18 protein-coding genes are annotated in these 15,535 nt (G+C 41.4%); 12 read left to right on the top strand and 6 right to left on the bottom strand.

All coding sequences use genetic code 11. From position 1 onward, the window contains the following. The first annotated feature begins 13 nt into the window (after positions 1-13). The 3 genes from upp to NOS7107_RS00175 all read left to right on the top strand — a co-directional run bounded on the left by upp (position 14) and on the right by NOS7107_RS00175 (position 1,535). Positions 14-664, top strand: a complete 651-nt coding sequence (upp, locus tag NOS7107_RS00185) for a uracil phosphoribosyltransferase (RefSeq protein ID WP_015110970.1) — start codon at positions 14-16, stop codon at positions 662-664. Positions 665-742: 78 nt separating this feature from the next. Next, positions 743-1,087 carry a hypothetical protein gene (locus NOS7107_RS00180; protein ID WP_015110969.1) on the top strand — a complete coding sequence of 115 codons (345 nt, stop codon included), beginning with the start codon at positions 743-745 and terminating at the stop codon, positions 1,085-1,087. Positions 1,088-1,259: 172 nt separating this feature from the next. Further along, positions 1,260-1,535 (top strand): YggT family protein, encoded by a 276-nt coding sequence (locus NOS7107_RS00175; protein WP_015110968.1) that lies wholly within the window; start codon positions 1,260-1,262, stop codon positions 1,533-1,535. Positions 1,536-1,677: 142 nt separating this feature from the next. Here NOS7107_RS00175 and NOS7107_RS00170 read toward each other — a convergent pair whose 3' ends face one another. Further along, a complete protein-coding gene (locus NOS7107_RS00170) occupies positions 1,678-2,049 on the bottom strand; it encodes a hypothetical protein (protein ID WP_157373914.1) in 372 nt (123 codons plus the stop codon). 378 nt (positions 2,050-2,427) lie between these two features. Here NOS7107_RS00170 and NOS7107_RS00165 point away from each other — a divergent pair, with 378 nt between their 5' ends. The 7 genes from NOS7107_RS00165 (at position 2,428) to NOS7107_RS00135 (ending at position 7,575) form a co-directional block, all read left to right on the top strand. Beyond that, positions 2,428-3,489, top strand: coding sequence for a PstS family phosphate ABC transporter substrate-binding protein (locus NOS7107_RS00165; protein ID WP_015110966.1), 1,062 nt, complete (start codon positions 2,428-2,430; stop codon positions 3,487-3,489). Positions 3,490-3,515: 26 nt separating this feature from the next. Then, positions 3,516-4,670: an ACR3 family arsenite efflux transporter gene (gene arsB, locus NOS7107_RS00160; protein WP_085999799.1), complete on the top strand. Its 1,155-nt coding sequence runs from the start codon at positions 3,516-3,518 to the stop codon at positions 4,668-4,670. A 35-nt stretch (positions 4,671-4,705) separates the two neighbouring features. Next, a complete protein-coding gene (gene arsC / locus NOS7107_RS00155; RefSeq protein ID WP_015110964.1) occupies positions 4,706-5,119 on the top strand; it encodes an arsenate reductase, glutathione/glutaredoxin type in 414 nt (137 codons plus the stop codon). 29 nt (positions 5,120-5,148) lie between these two features. Continuing rightward, on the top strand, positions 5,149-5,607 hold the full coding sequence (locus NOS7107_RS00150) for a dual specificity protein phosphatase family protein (RefSeq protein ID WP_015110963.1): 459 nt from the start codon (positions 5,149-5,151) through the stop codon (positions 5,605-5,607). 173 nt (positions 5,608-5,780) lie between these two features. Next, a complete protein-coding gene (gene arsH / locus NOS7107_RS00145) occupies positions 5,781-6,434 on the top strand; it encodes an arsenical resistance protein ArsH (protein WP_015110962.1) in 654 nt (217 codons plus the stop codon). 144 nt (positions 6,435-6,578) lie between these two features. Continuing rightward, complete coding sequence (locus tag NOS7107_RS00140) at positions 6,579-7,193, top strand: hypothetical protein (protein ID WP_015110961.1); 615 nt, start codon at positions 6,579-6,581, stop codon at positions 7,191-7,193. A 109-nt stretch (positions 7,194-7,302) separates the two neighbouring features. Beyond that, entirely contained in the window at positions 7,303-7,575 is a 273-nt protein-coding gene (locus tag NOS7107_RS00135) for a GlsB/YeaQ/YmgE family stress response membrane protein (RefSeq protein ID WP_015110960.1), read from the top strand. A 149-nt stretch (positions 7,576-7,724) separates the two neighbouring features. Here the strand turns inward: NOS7107_RS00135 and NOS7107_RS00130 are convergent, their stop codons facing one another. After that, on the bottom strand, positions 7,725-7,907 hold the full coding sequence (locus NOS7107_RS00130) for a CsbD family protein (protein ID WP_015110959.1): 183 nt from the start codon (positions 7,905-7,907) through the stop codon (positions 7,725-7,727). A 295-nt stretch (positions 7,908-8,202) separates the two neighbouring features. Between NOS7107_RS00130 and NOS7107_RS00125 the strand changes: the two genes are divergently transcribed. Next, positions 8,203-9,000, top strand: coding sequence for a CBS domain-containing protein (locus NOS7107_RS00125; protein ID WP_015110958.1), 798 nt, complete (start codon positions 8,203-8,205; stop codon positions 8,998-9,000). A gap of 164 nt (positions 9,001-9,164) precedes the next feature. Here NOS7107_RS00125 and sir read toward each other — a convergent pair whose 3' ends face one another. Further along, positions 9,165-11,132, bottom strand: a complete 1,968-nt coding sequence (gene sir, locus NOS7107_RS00120) for a sulfite reductase, ferredoxin dependent (RefSeq protein ID WP_015110957.1) — start codon at positions 11,130-11,132, stop codon at positions 9,165-9,167. Between the two features lie 449 nt (positions 11,133-11,581). Then, complete coding sequence (locus tag NOS7107_RS00115) at positions 11,582-12,118, bottom strand: outer membrane beta-barrel protein (RefSeq protein ID WP_015110956.1); 537 nt, start codon at positions 12,116-12,118, stop codon at positions 11,582-11,584. 431 nt (positions 12,119-12,549) lie between these two features. Here NOS7107_RS00115 and NOS7107_RS00110 point away from each other — a divergent pair, with 431 nt between their 5' ends. Further along, positions 12,550-13,497 (top strand): ADP-ribosylglycohydrolase family protein, encoded by a 948-nt coding sequence (locus NOS7107_RS00110; protein ID WP_015110955.1) that lies wholly within the window; start codon positions 12,550-12,552, stop codon positions 13,495-13,497. 70 nt (positions 13,498-13,567) lie between these two features. Here the strand turns inward: NOS7107_RS00110 and NOS7107_RS00105 are convergent, their stop codons facing one another. Then, the gene (locus tag NOS7107_RS00105) at positions 13,568-14,569 is read right to left on the bottom strand and encodes a transposase (protein WP_044499481.1); all 1,002 of its coding nucleotides are present in this window, start codon (positions 14,567-14,569) and stop codon (positions 13,568-13,570) included. A 14-nt stretch (positions 14,570-14,583) separates the two neighbouring features. Then, the gene (locus NOS7107_RS00100; protein ID WP_044499479.1) at positions 14,584-15,438 is read right to left on the bottom strand and encodes a hypothetical protein; all 855 of its coding nucleotides are present in this window, start codon (positions 15,436-15,438) and stop codon (positions 14,584-14,586) included. Positions 15,439-15,535 lie beyond the last annotated feature (97 nt).

Below are 15,535 nucleotides of genomic sequence, written 5' to 3'. Positions count from 1 at the left end.
CTAATTTCCAGCTATGACGGTACAACTGCGTGTTTACGTTCCTCCCCATCCCTTAATTAAGCACTGGTTGGCAGTTGCCCGTGATGCTGCTACACCTTCAGTATTATTTCGCAGTGCCATAACTGAGTTAGGCCGATGGTTAACTTACGAAGCGGCGCGAGAGTGGCTACCGACGATAGAGGCGACGGTGCAAACTCCTTTAGCCTCTTGTCCTGCAACTTTTATTAATCCAGAAGTGCCTGTGGCGGTGGTGCCGATTCTACGGGCAGGATTAGGATTATTAGAAGGCGCACAAACTTTGCTACCTTTGGCTTCGATTTATCATTTGGGCTTGGTGCGGGATGAAGAGACCCTGGAAGCGCAATGTTACCTGAACAAATTGCCGGAAAAATTTGACCCACAAACAAGAGTGTTAATCACAGATCCGATGTTAGCAACAGGTGGCTCGATTATGAGGGCAATGGCAGAATTAACACAACGGGGAATTGATCCGGCGTTGACGCGAATTGTCAGTGTGGTAGCGGCTCCGCCAGCATTGCAGAAACTGAGTGCGGCTTATCCAAGTTTAATAATTTACACTGCAACTATTGATGAAACAGTTAACGATCGCGGTTTTATTGTACCGGGATTAGGAGATGCAGGCGATCGCATTTTTGGTACTTAAGCTACTATGCAGCTAGGCAAAGAAAATCGCTAAACACAATATTAAAGATTGTAAGGTTGCTTCAAGGCGGGTAAAGTTATGAGTCAGCGTGATGGTTTTGCTAGTGGTTTTTTCGCAGGGGCGCTTTTTGGTGGCTTAGTTGGTGGTGTTTTGGGGGCTGTAATTACTTCTCGCCTCGACCTCGAATCAGCAGAGGAAGACGCTGAAGTTAGCAATGGTGCAGTAGAACCGAAAAAAAACTCCACAAAACGGCGGATGAGAGCCTCAGAAACTGGTGATTTGGAAATGGAAACAGCTAGGCGATCGCTAGAAGATAAAATTGCTCAGTTAAATGCCACAATTGATGAGGTGAGAAAACAATTGGGCGATGTTAACGGTAATGCTAGTCAGACAGTAGGCGATCGTTCTTCAATACAAGATTAACCACCCACAAACCATTTTCCTCAACTTAGTTTTCACTTTCAGGCTTATCGGAAATTCCGGTAGCTGCTAGTCGTGGTCAAAATAGATACTAATTCGCAGACAGCATGACAACGACTAAACTAAAATCAACTATAAGACCGCTTGTGAAACTTAGCAGGAAATCGAAAAATCCATGTTTTTACTGATTAGCACTCTCAACACCTTCATACAGCTATATACTGCTCTACTATTCATTCGAGTTCTCTTGACTTGGTTCCCCACCATCAATTGGTACAATCAGCCTTTTTCTGCTTTAAGCCAAATTACTGACCCATATCTCAATGTCTTCCGTTCTATCATCCCCCCTTTGGGCGGCATTGATATTTCTCCCATGTTAGCGATTTTATTACTGCAAGTAGTCGGCCAAGTAGTAGGTAGTCTGGCTGGTGGGCTGCAAGTCTTTGCGTAACTATCAGTTAGAAGTTACTAGTTTGAAGTCTGGGTTAGTCAACCCAGACTGTTTATTTTATTAAAAGTTGTAATCACTCAGCACGGGCTGAACGCCCCGCTACCGCTCTAAGCGCAGCCATGCCCGCAGGGCTTTACAGCACTCATCTTCTGACTTGGCTACTAAATCCCGATGCTTTAAATTGCTTTAGCTGCAAAGGTAAGGGCTGATTAGCGGGTACAGAAATCCTGAGTTCAAAATCACTCGTTCCTGGTGGAACTTCCGCAATAGAACCAAGACGAGTCCGGTTTTGCATGACTGAGTCATTGTTAGCATCATAGATCCGTCCATAGATATCTGCATCGTAGACAGTTTTGTAAGTGCCATTTTCTGCTTTACCTGTGACAATAAAGCAATTCGCCGCTGCACTACCACTACTAATAACCGCCCCTTGAGCCAGTTCTGGGGGACAATCTTTATAAGAAATGTCAAATAGTCTAATCTGTGTTAGAGCTTCGGCTGTGGGAGTTATCATCCATGAGAGAAATGTGATTAGACAGAAAGTAAAAATTATCTGAATCAGTTTTGAGTAGTGCTGCATAACCAAAGTTGGGAAATTCAATAAAAATGCTTTGCTGTGTTGTTTTTTCATATTTCACAAAGGTAACAAATTACTCTCAGTGAACTTAGCGCTGAAAAGTTACTGTCATCACTAGACACTCAGCACTATTTTTAACCTCAGCTTACCTGAATTTCATAACCAAGAGATTGCAGACTTTAATTTATCGTTGGAGAACCCATCAATTTTTTTTGATGAATTTTTGTATTCTCCAGTTGACAACAACCTAATATATCAAGAAAATTTGATATGAAGAATATACAAAGTTAGTAACAACACGAGTTGGAGAGGTCGATGAAAACAAAAGTTAAGAAATTGGCTCTCGTATTGACAACACTGGCGCTAGTAAGCAGTTGTGCAGATAGATCAACTTCTAATACTCAAAGTCAACAGTCTCCCAGCGCTATTGAAGTGAGTAATAGTACCAAGACTGGGACGACAATTAAGATTGATGGTTCGAGTACGGTATATCCTATTACTCAAGCGATCGCTCAAGAGTTTCAAGCAAACTCCAATAACAAGGCGCAAATTGAAGTTAAATTTTCTGGTACTACAGGCGGGTTTGAAAAATTCTGTGCAGGAGAAACAGCAGTCAGCAATGCGTCCCGACCGATTTTGTTAGCAGAGATGACAGCTTGTAAGAATAACGGAGTGGGATACATAGAACTTCCCATAGCTTTTGATGCTTTAACTGTGGCTGTCAATCCTCAAAACACTTGGGCAAAAGACATCACAGTAGCAGAATTAAAAAAGATTTGGCAACCTGCGGCTCAAGGGAAAATTACTCGCTGGAACCAAGTACGAGCATCTTGGCCAGATCGTCCTTTGACTTTGTATGGTGCTGGGGGAAAATCTGGTACTTTTGACTACTTTACAGAGGCAATTGTTGGTAAAGCTAGAGCTTCTCGCAACGATTATACAGCCAGTGAAAATGATGAAATATTAGTAGATGGCATCAGTAAAGACCCAAATGCGTTGGGTTATTTTGGCTATGCGTATTATGAAAAACATCAAGATAAATTGAAAGCACTCTCCATTGATAATGGACGTGGCTCAGTATTACCCTCACCTCAAGCAGTAGAAAAAGCCAAATATCAACCACTTTCTCGACCTTTATTTATTTACGTTAATCCGCAGTCTTTATCAAATGGGGGAATGCTCTCTGAATTTATAGATTTTTACCTCAAAAATGCACCAAAAACTGTGGCTTCTGTGGGTTATATACCTTTACCTGATGAAGGCTACCAGATCAATTCTGTTCACTTTTATCAAAGCAAGGTAGGAACAGTATTTGATGGGAAAGCAGAAATGAACCTAACAATTGGTGAATTGTTGCGGAAAGAATCCAAATTTTAGGCGTTTAGTTTGATTTTAGGTATATTTTGATGGCTCATAATTCACAAGCTAGTACAACCCGAATACAAGCAGGAAGCAATCTCAGCTTTTTTGAAAAGTACCTCACTGTGTGGGTATTTTTATGTATCTTTGGGGGAATTGTTCTGGGTCGATTATTTCCAGGAGTGGCGGTAGTACTGGATGCAATGAGTGTATATCAGGTTTCTATTCCCATTGCTATATGTTTGTTTTTCATGATGTATCCCATCATGGTGAAGATTGACTTCACGCAAGCTACAAATGCTATCCGCGCCCCAAAACCAGTAATTCTCACCTTGGTAGTGAATTGGTTGATTAAACCATTCACGATGGTTGTATTTGCTCAATTTTTCTTAGGATGGTTATTTCAACCTTTGATTACCGGAAGTGAAATAATTCGAGGTAGTGAAGTTTCACTGGCAAATTCTTACATTGCTGGCACGATTTTATTGGGAATTGCACCTTGTACAGCGATGGTGTTGATGTGGGGATATCTCTCTTATGGCAACCAAGGACACACCTTAATCATGGTGGCTGTAAACTCTTTGGCTATGCTGTTTTTATATGCCCCTTTGGGTAGATGGTTACTAGCTGCGAATAATTTAACTGTACCTTGGCAAACTATTGTTTTGTCAGTACTAATTTATGTTGGTTTACCGCTAATAGCAGGAATGTATAGCCGTTACTGGATTTTTAAATATAAAGGTAGAGAGTGGTTTGAAAGACGATTTCTCAACTATTTAACTCCCGTAGCGATTACTGCTTTGTTGCTAACTTTGGTACTGCTGTTTGCCTTCAAGGGTGAACTAATTGTGAATAATCCCTTGCATATTTTGTTAATTGCTGTACCACTGTTTATTCAAACTAATTTCATTTTCTTGATTAGTTATGTAGCAGCATTGAAGCTGAATTTATCTTACGAAGATGCCGCACCAGCAGCATTAATTGGCGCGAGTAATCATTTTGAAGTAGCGATCGCCACCGCTGTGATTTTATTTGGCTTAAGTTCTGGTGCCGCACTGGCTACAGTGGTAGGAGTTTTAATTGAAGTGCCAGTCATGTTAATGCTGGTTGAAGTTTGTAAACGCACAGCAAGTTGGTTTCCCAGAGAACCGGAAAAAGCAACCTTGCTAGATCCGCGTTGTTTTGGGGATTGCAAATAATCACAAATATCAGTCATAAACAAAGGAATTGAGCTATGAAACGTGTCATGTTTGTCTGCAAAAAAAATTCTGCTCGTTCGCAAATGGCGGAAGGCTTTGCTAAAACCTTGGGTAAAGGAAAAATAGCCGTAACTAGTTCGGGGTTAGAGGCGAGTCAGGTTAGACCAGAAGCGATCGCAGCGATGCAAGAAATTGGTATTGATATTACTGATCAAAATTCCAAACCCCTAAGTGATTTTCAAGCTGAAGATTTTGATGTGGTCATTTCTTTGTGTGGTTGTGGCGTGAATTTACCACCAGAGTGGGTAGTGCGCGAAGTATTTGAAGATTGGCAATTGGATGATCCAGCAGAACAACCAGAAATTTTCCCCAGAGTGCGCGATGAAATTAAAGAACGCGTAATTCAATTAATTGCGTCTGTGAATCAAGAAGTTACCAGTGCTGGTTAAGGTTTTTCTGACTAGAATAACTCAAAGCAATGGAGCAAGAATTAATCCAACCAATATCAAAAAGCCTGTGGTGGGTAATTCCAGAAAAACTCGCAGGTGTGCGTAAGCCAACAGCAGAAGAGTTAACTGAATTACAAGCATTAGGTATTCAGGCGATCGTTTCTCTGATGGATGATCCCTCTAATCTAGATTTATACCAGCAGGCAAATATGCCTTATCTCTGGTTGCCAATCAAAGGTGGCACTGCACCCAGTCGAGAGCAACTTCAGGAATTACAAACTTTCATCACTAGTCAAAATTACATTAACAATGCTGTTGCAGTTCATTGCACCAGTGGCAGACGGCGCACAGGAACCATCCTCGCTGCTTATTTAATTCAGACAGGTTTATCCTATAACCAGTCTATGCAGATGATTGTAAATGCAAACCCCAATGTGGAATTACGAGCAGCCCAGACAGATTTTTTACAAGAGTTAGCAGGAGAATAGCTGATATCATATCCGGTTAATCAGTGATGATTCGGGCTATTTGTGCATCAGCAGCCAACCTTTTTTCTCTGCTTTTCCTGGGGTCTGAATCATCAGTTTTTTATCGGACAAGATATTACCTATCATCAAGCGATGATTTGAAAATTACGACAGTTTTTTGCCACACTTTCCTTATGACAACATTCAACCATCCCCCTAGAATTTTATTTTTGTATGGTTCTTTGCGCGATCGCTCCTACAGTCGCCTGTTAGCCGAAGAAGCAGCACGCATCATTACAGAATTTGGTGCTGAGGTGAAGTTTTTCGACCCCAGAGAACTCCCAATTTACGGTAGTGTACCTGACACTCACCCAAAGGTACAGGAGTTGCGGGAATTAAGTTTATGGTCTGAAGGGCAAGTTTGGTCTAGTCCAGAACTGCACGGTCAGATTTCTGGAATTATGAAAAACCAAATTGATTGGATTCCGCTGAGTATTGGAGCCGTTCGTCCGACGCAAGGTAGAACTTTAGCTGTAATGCAAGTCAGTGGTGGTTCCCAATCTTTCAACGCTGTGAATACATTAAGAATTCTGGGGCGATGGATGCGGATGTTTACGATTCCCAATCAATCATCAGTAGCGAAAGCATATCAAGAGTTTAACGAAGATGGGACAATGAAAGACTCGCCTTACCGCGATCGCGTTGTGGATGTGATGGAAGAACTTTATAAGTTTACTTTGTTGCTACGAGACAAGGTAGATTACCTGACTGATCGCTACAGTGAACGTAAAGAGAAGGCTACAAAAGAAGTAATTGAGGTGGCAAACAAAGCTTTGCAAGCCAATTAAATCAAATTTTGGCGATCGCATCTTTAATTATGAGAGAATTGACTATTAAATAGGCAATAGGGAATAAGACTATTGCCGTTTACTGACTAACAAGGGATTTTGTAATAATTAGAGACATAACCCCTAAATTGCTATTGACGACCTATGAACCCAGATGAGATTAAAACAGCATTGCAAACAGCCTTTAAGCGTTGTGATGTAGCCAGCTGTCCTCTCTCTGAGATGCAGAAACAGATATTACTGCAAGTAGTCAAGCAAATTCCCCAAAATTCCCCATACGATATTGCTAACCCTTTAGATGAATTAGACTCGGAGGAACTATTAGCATTTTTAAAGTTTGTCAAAACCGAAGAACAACAAAACCGCACTTGGAAAGTGCAATTGTTAAATGATTGGCTGCACAACCAAGACTCAGGTGCAGTCCAATTCATCCGAGAACGCTATGGTTTGCAATGGTTGAATCAAGTTGAGTCATGTCATTTTGACAAATATGCTGATTTTGAAGATGCACTAAAGTTAAGAGTAGGCGATCGCATTGAGGTTTCCAATGCCCTATGGGAATGGGTGCAAGAAGATGGCCCTTGTAAACGTGAATGGATTCCCTGCATTGTGATTCAGGTCGATGAAATCCGTGATGCGAACAACTCCCCTCAAAATTGCATTATTCGCTTCAATAACGGTTCCGAATTTGAAATTCAAGGTATCTACGACTGGAACCGCTACAATTGGCGCTGGCCTCCCAGCCAAAAATATCAATAATAGAGAAATTCTCCCATCTGGTTTTTTGCCATAATACTTATTTCTTGAGGTAGACGGAAAAGCAGGTATGTCTTCATAAGATACTCGCATAATCTTTGCAAAACTAATTATGAATATTATTGCTTGGATCATCCTTGGTCTGATTGCTGGAGCCATAGCCAAAGCTATTTATCCCGGTAGTCAAGGTGGTGGCATTCTGGCAACTATGGTTTTAGGAATCATCGGTGCTTTAATTGGGGGGACTATCGTTACCCTATTAGAAACAGGCAGGTTACAATTCACAGCGGCAACACTGAGTATTCCAGGAATAATTGTTGCCATTGTTGGTGCAATTATCGCTATTTTTATCTGGGGTTTGCTAACTAATCGTGCAAGTTATTAGTTGAACAAAAATTATGCTTAGGCTGATTTTATTGTTACTATTGCCCGTAAATATAAATACTCCACTTTTATTCAAAGTGGAGTATTCTCTATAAAGATATGACTTTGAGGCTACAGTTATAGTTAGTCTGTTTTGTGGGCAATTTGCAACTAGTCTATAACTTTTTTAAGTTCATCCTTGATATTTTCTGTGGTATGAATTACTTGTGCCTCTGCTTGTTTCGCTTTACCTTCAGCTTTATCTGATGGATTCCCTGTCACTTCACCAATTACTTCTTGCACCTTGCCTTCAATATTTTTGGCAGTAGCTTCTATTCTATTTTCAATACTCATATTGTTTACCTTGACTATTTCTCAACTAAGGAAGAACATACCAGTATTACCTGGGTTTATTTATCTATCAATAGAGATAACGGTTAATTATTATGGATATCTTTAGACAGATATAGGCTCATATTTGAGTTTTAAAGTGCGATCGCTTGTGAGAAAATCTGCGATCGCATTGAGAGCAATTTTCCGTTAAACTTCTGCACAGACGAATATCAGAGGATTAGTTCTCAGCTGGCACTGACAGAAAGTAGCTGAAAGTGAAATACTTATCCTGCTGATGTCTGATGGCTAAAGGCAGATGAAACACCTAAAATCGCGATCGCAAGACCTGCGGAGTTTGTTTGAAAACAACATTACAATCGAATATGTGGCAGAACCTCTCAAAGCTGTGTCACCCCAAGCTGAGGTAGCAGAGGTATTACAGTGGATGCAGGCAAAAGATTTTGATGTTGTCGGCATTGAAACGGAAGACAATATCACTGGTTATGTTGAACGCTCTAGTTTAATCCAGGTAAAATCCGGCCGATGTGGTGATTATCAACGGGTGTTTCATTCCCAAGAACTGATAGCCATTTCCACCCCACTCATGAAGTTACTGCCTATTTTGCGACAAACTCCCCGCTTATTTGTCTTAGACTGCAATCAAGTTAGTGGAATTGTGACTTGTGGCGACTTACAAAAAGCACCAGTGCGAATGCTCCTATTTGGTTTGGTGACACTACTAGAAATGAATCTGCTGCGACTAGTAAGACTTTATTATCCCCAAGATTCTTGGCAGAAATTTATCAAACCCGAACGGGTAGAAATTGCCAAACATCTATGGAGAGAAAGTCAAGAAAGAAACGAAGCCACAGATTTATTAGATTATCTCCAGTTTTGTGACAAACGAGAATTAGTTTTAAACCAACCAGAACTACTTCAGCAACTAGAATTAAAGTCCAAACGGTTTGGCGAACGCTTCTTAAAATCTGCTGAACAATTACGCAACCGATTAGCACACGCGCAAAATTTAGTCACTGGTTCTTCTTGGATAGATTTAATTTCTCTCGCCGAAGCGATGGAAACGCTATTAATTCGCTGTGAAGAAATCGAGTAATCTTGAACTCAGGTTAATTACTTCACATCAAAAACCTCCGCGTACCTCTGCGCTAACCTCCATGTACCTTTGCGTTGAAAAAAACTATGATTTGGAACAGCCTCACAAATAAACCTTAAAAGTAGAGACACACAATAGCGCATCTCTACTTCTGAACTCAGCTGTTACTTATCTATCTGCAAGTAAATTTTCAAAGCTTCATTCACTACTTCCGTCATAGATTTACCTTGACTCGTAGCCGTTTCCTTCAATTTGCTGTAAACCTCGTCATAAAGACTAATCCGGGGACGTGATCTACTCGGTGCAGCTTTCTTTTTGGTTGCTACTACTTGGGGTAAAGTTTCTGCGGTAGTGATGACGACAGCTTCCGGCTGGTATTGAGACGCAAATTCTCGAATAGCATCAAAACCAATGCGTGAGCAAAAATCACCAAAGCTTTCCTCAGCTTCCCGTGACTTCTTAAAGTAAACAAAAATCGGCTCTAAAAAGCTTTCTATGTCATTGTCGTGCAACTTTTCTACAATTGGTTGCGCCAGTCGTGTTTGATCTGGTGAACCCCCCAACCAAACTTGATAAGATTCCGGGCCACTACCTACAAAAGCCAATTCTGCCATGTAAGGACGAGCGCAACCGTTGGGGCAGCCTGTCATTCTTACCACAAAATGTTCATTTTGTAAACCAAATTGATCTAACAGCGCCCGAATTCGTTGTAAAATCCCTGGTATTGCCCGTTCTGACTCGGTGATTGCCAAACCACAGGTAGGCAAAGCTGGACAAGCCATTGCATAACGAACTAAAGGCTCGATTTGACTGGGGTCAGAGACAACACCGCAACGGTTGAGAATCTTTTGAATAGCTGGTTTGTTTTTTGGGTCAATATCGCAGAAAATTAGGTTTTGATGGGGTGTCAGGCGGATAGGTAGGTGAAATTTTTCGACAATTTCCCGCAAGGCGGTTTTAAGTTGCAATGAACCTTCATCTTTAACTCGACCGTTGTCAATAGAAATGCCTAAAAATAACTTGCCATCACCTTGTTCTTGCCAACCGAGGAAATCCTCATATTTAAATTCTGGCAGTGGTTTAAAGGGGGTGACTGGCTTACCAAAATATTCTTCGACTTTGGCGCGGAACTTATCTACACCCCAATCATTGATTAAGTATTTTAACCGAGCGTGACGGCGGTCAGTGCGATCGCCATAATCTCTTTGAGTAGCCACAATTGCTTTAACTATGTCGTAAACATCGGCCTTGTCTACATAGCAAATCGGGTCGGCTAATCTGGCAAAGGTTTCTTCTTTGTTGTGGGTTCTACCTAAACCACCACCAGCAAAAACATCAAATCCTTCCAGTTCCCCTTGAGAATTGGTAATTACTACCAAAGTCAAGTCTTGGGAATATAAATCAATGGAATTATCGCCTGGTACTGTCACGGAAACTTTGAATTTCCGGGGCATATAGTAAGTACCATACAGCGGTTCTTCATTGTCATGAACAACTGTGCCAGTACCATTTTTTTGCCGCGCCGCCTTCACCTCTGGATCTTCTTCCGCGCTGATGGCTTTTTCCCCATCTAGCCAAATTTCGTAATAAGCACCAGTTTGGGGTGAGAGCAAATCAGCAATGTTTTGGGCATATTCCCAAGCATACTTATACTCAGGACGATTTTTGAAGGGAACTGGTGGAGCCATAACGTTGCGGTTAATGTCACCACAAGCGCCCAAAGTCGAACCGAGATTTTTGACAATAGTCGCAATGGCGGCTTTGAGATTCTTCTTTAAAATTCCATGCACTTGGAAACCCTGACGGGTAGTCGCCCTTAATGTATGGTTGCCATATTCATCAGCCAGCTGATCTAAGGCCAAATATAGTTGCGGCGGTACGAACCCACCAGGATTCTTTGTCCGCAGCATAAATTGGTAATCTTTCTCCTGTCCCTTCACGCGATTATCGCGGTTATCCTGCTGGTAGGAGCCATGAAACTTGAGGATTTGGATTGCGTCTTCGGTAAAATGAGTAGTATCCTCAAGGATCTGCGTTGCTACAGGTTCACGCAAAAAATTACTATGTTCTTTGATGCCTTCTACTTTCGAGGGCTTACGGCTGGTAGGTGAGGGAGGAGCAGATTTAACCATGAGAGTTGTATAGTATTCTCAATAAAGCAAGGATGAAAGCCAAAGCTAAGTTGTTGGCTCAGTTATTCCCGGTAATCCGGTCGGAAATATGAGGAATACGACAATTGTAACACGGCAAAAAGCCGGCTTTGTCGATAGTTTTACACTTAACAAAACCAGCATATATAAGTAGGTGGTATAAATCAACTTAAACTTTGTTGGTTTTCGGTGACTTTTACCGATAAAGTCTCATCTTCCAGCAGTATTCAAAGTTCAACAACACAATTCACCATATTGGGCTGGAATTCCACCAACTTACTTCCTAGTTAATAAACAAAAGGCAAGAGAATTACAGATAATTATGTTTATCTGCTGATGTTTTTCGATTGCCTAACATCTAAACAATATGAGAATTAACCAGAAAAATTGCGTCTACGCAACAATTAACTTCTTACTTGTGTCAGAGTAAGTTATTTAAAGCGATAACCAATACCACCATTGATGCTAACAGCAGAAGCCGGACTATTTTGATAAGCACGTAGTCCAACTTTGGCATTTGTGTAGATGAGGAAATTATTAGCAACTTCTGATTCCACACCAGCACCTACTACTACAGAATCTCTATTACCTAAAGGACTGGGTGAACCATCTTTATCTAGAAAAGAATAACCACCAGTAACATAGGCATTAGTTCTATTAGCAATTGGCACATCTAAAGAAACTTCTGGGATGATAGTACTCGTCTGATCATTCCAGAGAACATTCCCGCGTGCAGAAATCGGGAGGCTGCCTAATTTCACTTTAGCTGTGAGATTACCGCCAAAGTTAGCAGCATCATTGTTGAGTCCGCCGTTGGTAACACCAGCAGCAACACCAGCACCAACATAACTAGCATCAGTACCTTTTTTCTGTTCAGCAGATGCTTGACCTGCATTCATTACTAGAGGCGCAATAACTAAGGAAGATAATGTATAAAATACCACGAAAGACTGAAGTAAACCTTTCATAACTTTGACCAATCTTTTGAATTTTTGCTGTTATGTACTAGGTCGCAAATTGTGTAAAAAAGTTCCAGTTGATTTTTAATATCTATAGAGTTTTTGTTGCTATTGATGCCGCAGAGTTAATAGTAGATTTACGATTTTATTTGGCATGAAATTTTTAGATATACGCAGCAAGTCTGATCTAAACCGGACATTTATCTAGAGTGGGCGCTTAAAGAAGTGTCACATTATAGTGATAAAAATTGATTTTTTTAGCATGAATTATGCAAGTTTGATTATTTTGAAATTTTAACTAAGACATGATAATTGCCTGTAGCAGGCATAGCAATAAGCCATAGCAGAAATATATAAAGTTAATTAATCAGAATTCAGTACCTATTGGGCTAACTGTATTCTGGCTGGAAAATTTTGGCGCTTTTCGTGGAGATGGCATAATGCTAACCGCTACACAAACGTTGTCTGGTTTGATGGGTTTATGTGTCGGTGATGCCTTGGGTGTACCGGTGGAGTTTACTAGCCGCGCTGAACGAATGAAATTCCCCGTCACGAAGATGCTAGGCTATGGCACATGGCATCAACCGCCAGGAACTTGGTCAGATGATAGTTCCCTAACGTTTTGCTTGGCAGAAAACCTTTGCCGAGGATATTCTTTGGATGATATAGCGTTGTCTTTCTGGCGGTGGTACAAGCAAGCTTACTGGACTCCCAGAGGGGAAATATTTGGTATCGGCCAGAGTACTCATGCAGCTATGATGCGAATTAATCAAGGCGTTCCACCTTTAGAAGCTGGGGGAACCAGCGAAATGAGTAATGGTAATGGTTCTTTGATGAGAATTTTACCAATGGCTTATTGTCATAAAACCTTAGATTTTTCCGAATTAATTTTGCGGGTGCATCAGGTGTCTTGCATTACCCATGCTCATCTGCGATCGCAAATGGCCTGCGGCATTTATACTAGTATCGCCATTGAACTCCTGCAAGGTGCTAATTTGCCAACAGCTTACACTCAAGGCTTAGAGAAAGTTCAAACTATTTATTCTGCACCGCAATTTCTGGCAGAAATGCCCCATTTTGCGAGAGTATTCAGTGGTGAAATAGCCAGCTTACCAATTGAAGAGATTAAATCTGGCGGCTATGTCATTGAAACCCTAGAAGCATCGTTATGGTGTTTGTTAAACAGCACATCTTATGCAGAAGCTGTGTTAAAAGCTGTGAATTTGGGCGGACACACAGATACAACTGCTGCTGTCACGGGTGGGTTAGCGGGAATTTACTACGGTATTGAGGGTATACCTCAACTTTGGGTAAATCAAGTTGCTCGCAAACAAGACATTGTGAATTTAGCGAAGCGCGTTAATTTAGCTGTGTACACCCATAATTAGGGAACAGGTGACAGGGAACAGGTAAGTAAATAGTGTTCATTCCTCCTGCCTCCTGCCTCCTGCCTTTTAGTTAAAGGGCAGACAAAGAGTAGACTTGACCATCAATTAACAGTCTGGTGATGCCTTTGGCTTGGAGGTGAGTCCGCGCCTTATGGAGCATTCTACTATCAGGAACTTTAATGACGCGATCGCGCTTTGTGGAAAAACGCTTGGCCACGCGGTGGTTATCAAAGATTGGTAAAGTTCTTTGCTGAGTTTCTAGAGTAGGAATTTGCCCCAAATCACCAAAGTCCTTGAGTGGTCGGGTAATTAGCTCTGCTGAACGGTCAATTACCAAATAACAAGTTCTCGGCAAATTGGCTGCCGACAATGGTAAAACTTGAACTGGTGCTTCACCTAACCTACGTCTGGTAACTAAAGGTCTTGACTCTTCAAAGTCATCTTCATCTTCCTCATAATCGTCATCATCTAAATCGTCATCATCTAAATCGTCATCATCTAAATCCTCTAGATCTTCAGATTCATCCAGCAATTCTTCGCCCAGCATTTCGGCAAAAGCGGCGACTTTTGGACGTTCCTCATCCAATATTGGACTAGGAAGGCCAGGAATTTCTGGTGGTTGTTCTGGCGGAATGTCTAATTTTTTAATTAATCGAGGCTTTGGTTTTTCTGTAGCCGCCGAAGAACGCTTCCGCACCCGTCTAATAGCGGAATTGGAGTCCTCCGAATCTTCGTCTGGTTCCGGTTCTGCCTCAATAATTGTCTCCTGTGATTTGAGCTTGGGCAACTCTAAAGGTTTACTTTCGCTCTGAGGCGGTTCTATTTCCGGCTCTTTGTTAATCAATAAAGGCAACTGTTCATAGTTTACCTGCGCCCTCCCTTCAGGAGTCCGAGCCGCCCGTTTCAAAGAAACTAGGTATTCGTACTCATCCTCTGGTAAGGTACTTTTGAGCAAGCGACTAATTGTTGAGTTACTCACGTCATAGCGTTCTGCTAAAGTCGATGTTGTTTCAGCAGTCTCTCGATATAACTTAAGAATTTCTTGTTTATCTGAATCTGTTAGTTTTCTCACGGTAGACACCAAATCTAAGCTCGTTTACGTCCACGCTCCCGGCGAGTCCGGCTCAATGATGCGTCATGTTCTAGGACTGCGCCCATACCGAATAACACTCCACTAAATACCCAAAACACTTCTAATATGTCTCCACTTTGGTAACTAGGCCCTTGAGCGAATTTAAACCACATATCTGCAATGTAAAGCGAAAAGGCCGCCGCTGCAATCATTCGCCAAGATTGAGCCACCCGTCCTCCCCAAAAAGCTAAGAGTAAGGTTGTGGCAATAATCAGCAGCACTACATCGCTAACTACATAAAACCAATTCAAAATCGCCGCAAGTAATTCTGTTGGTGTTGTTTGCTGCATCGAAATCCACCATGCCACCAAACTGCCGAACACTCCTATTGCTGCTACAATCAGCAACTGCCATTTTTCGAGATTAATGCGTCTTGATGCCACAGCTAAAATCATGCCTACGCCCAGGGAAATATAAGTCAATACAAAAAACACATCGCCAATCGATACATCTGGTTCTTCTTTTAAAATTATTTCCGTATAGCCAAAAAATATCCCTCCCAGGAAATAAGAAAGCATACCAATGGCAATTGCCAACCACACATTTCGACTGCTGACGATTTGGGGGCTACGCCAATTCCTTAAGCATAAAATACCAGCACCCAAGTAAGCTAACGCTTCAAAAATGTTTGTGCCAATAACATACCATTCGGCACGACTTTCTACGCCGTTGGCTCCTGGAATTTTAGCACTAAATAGCAAAAAATATAATAGTGCAGCCACAGCCCAGGCAATCCCGGCTAACATGATATTGCGATTACTGAAGATGGATTTAGAACTTAGAGAATTATTGTTGTATGAGCTACTCATAAGAATTGACTATGTATATGCACGCTGGAAGTGTGAAGACTGAAGACTGAAGTCTGAAGTCTGAAGGATAGAGTGCAATAGAGGTTCTCAGACTTCA

The organism is Nostoc sp. PCC 7107 (assembly GCF_000316625.1).
Lineage (GTDB): Bacteria > Cyanobacteriota > Cyanobacteriia > Cyanobacteriales > Nostocaceae > Nostoc_B.
This window is presented reverse-complemented; position numbering and strand designations above follow the sequence as displayed.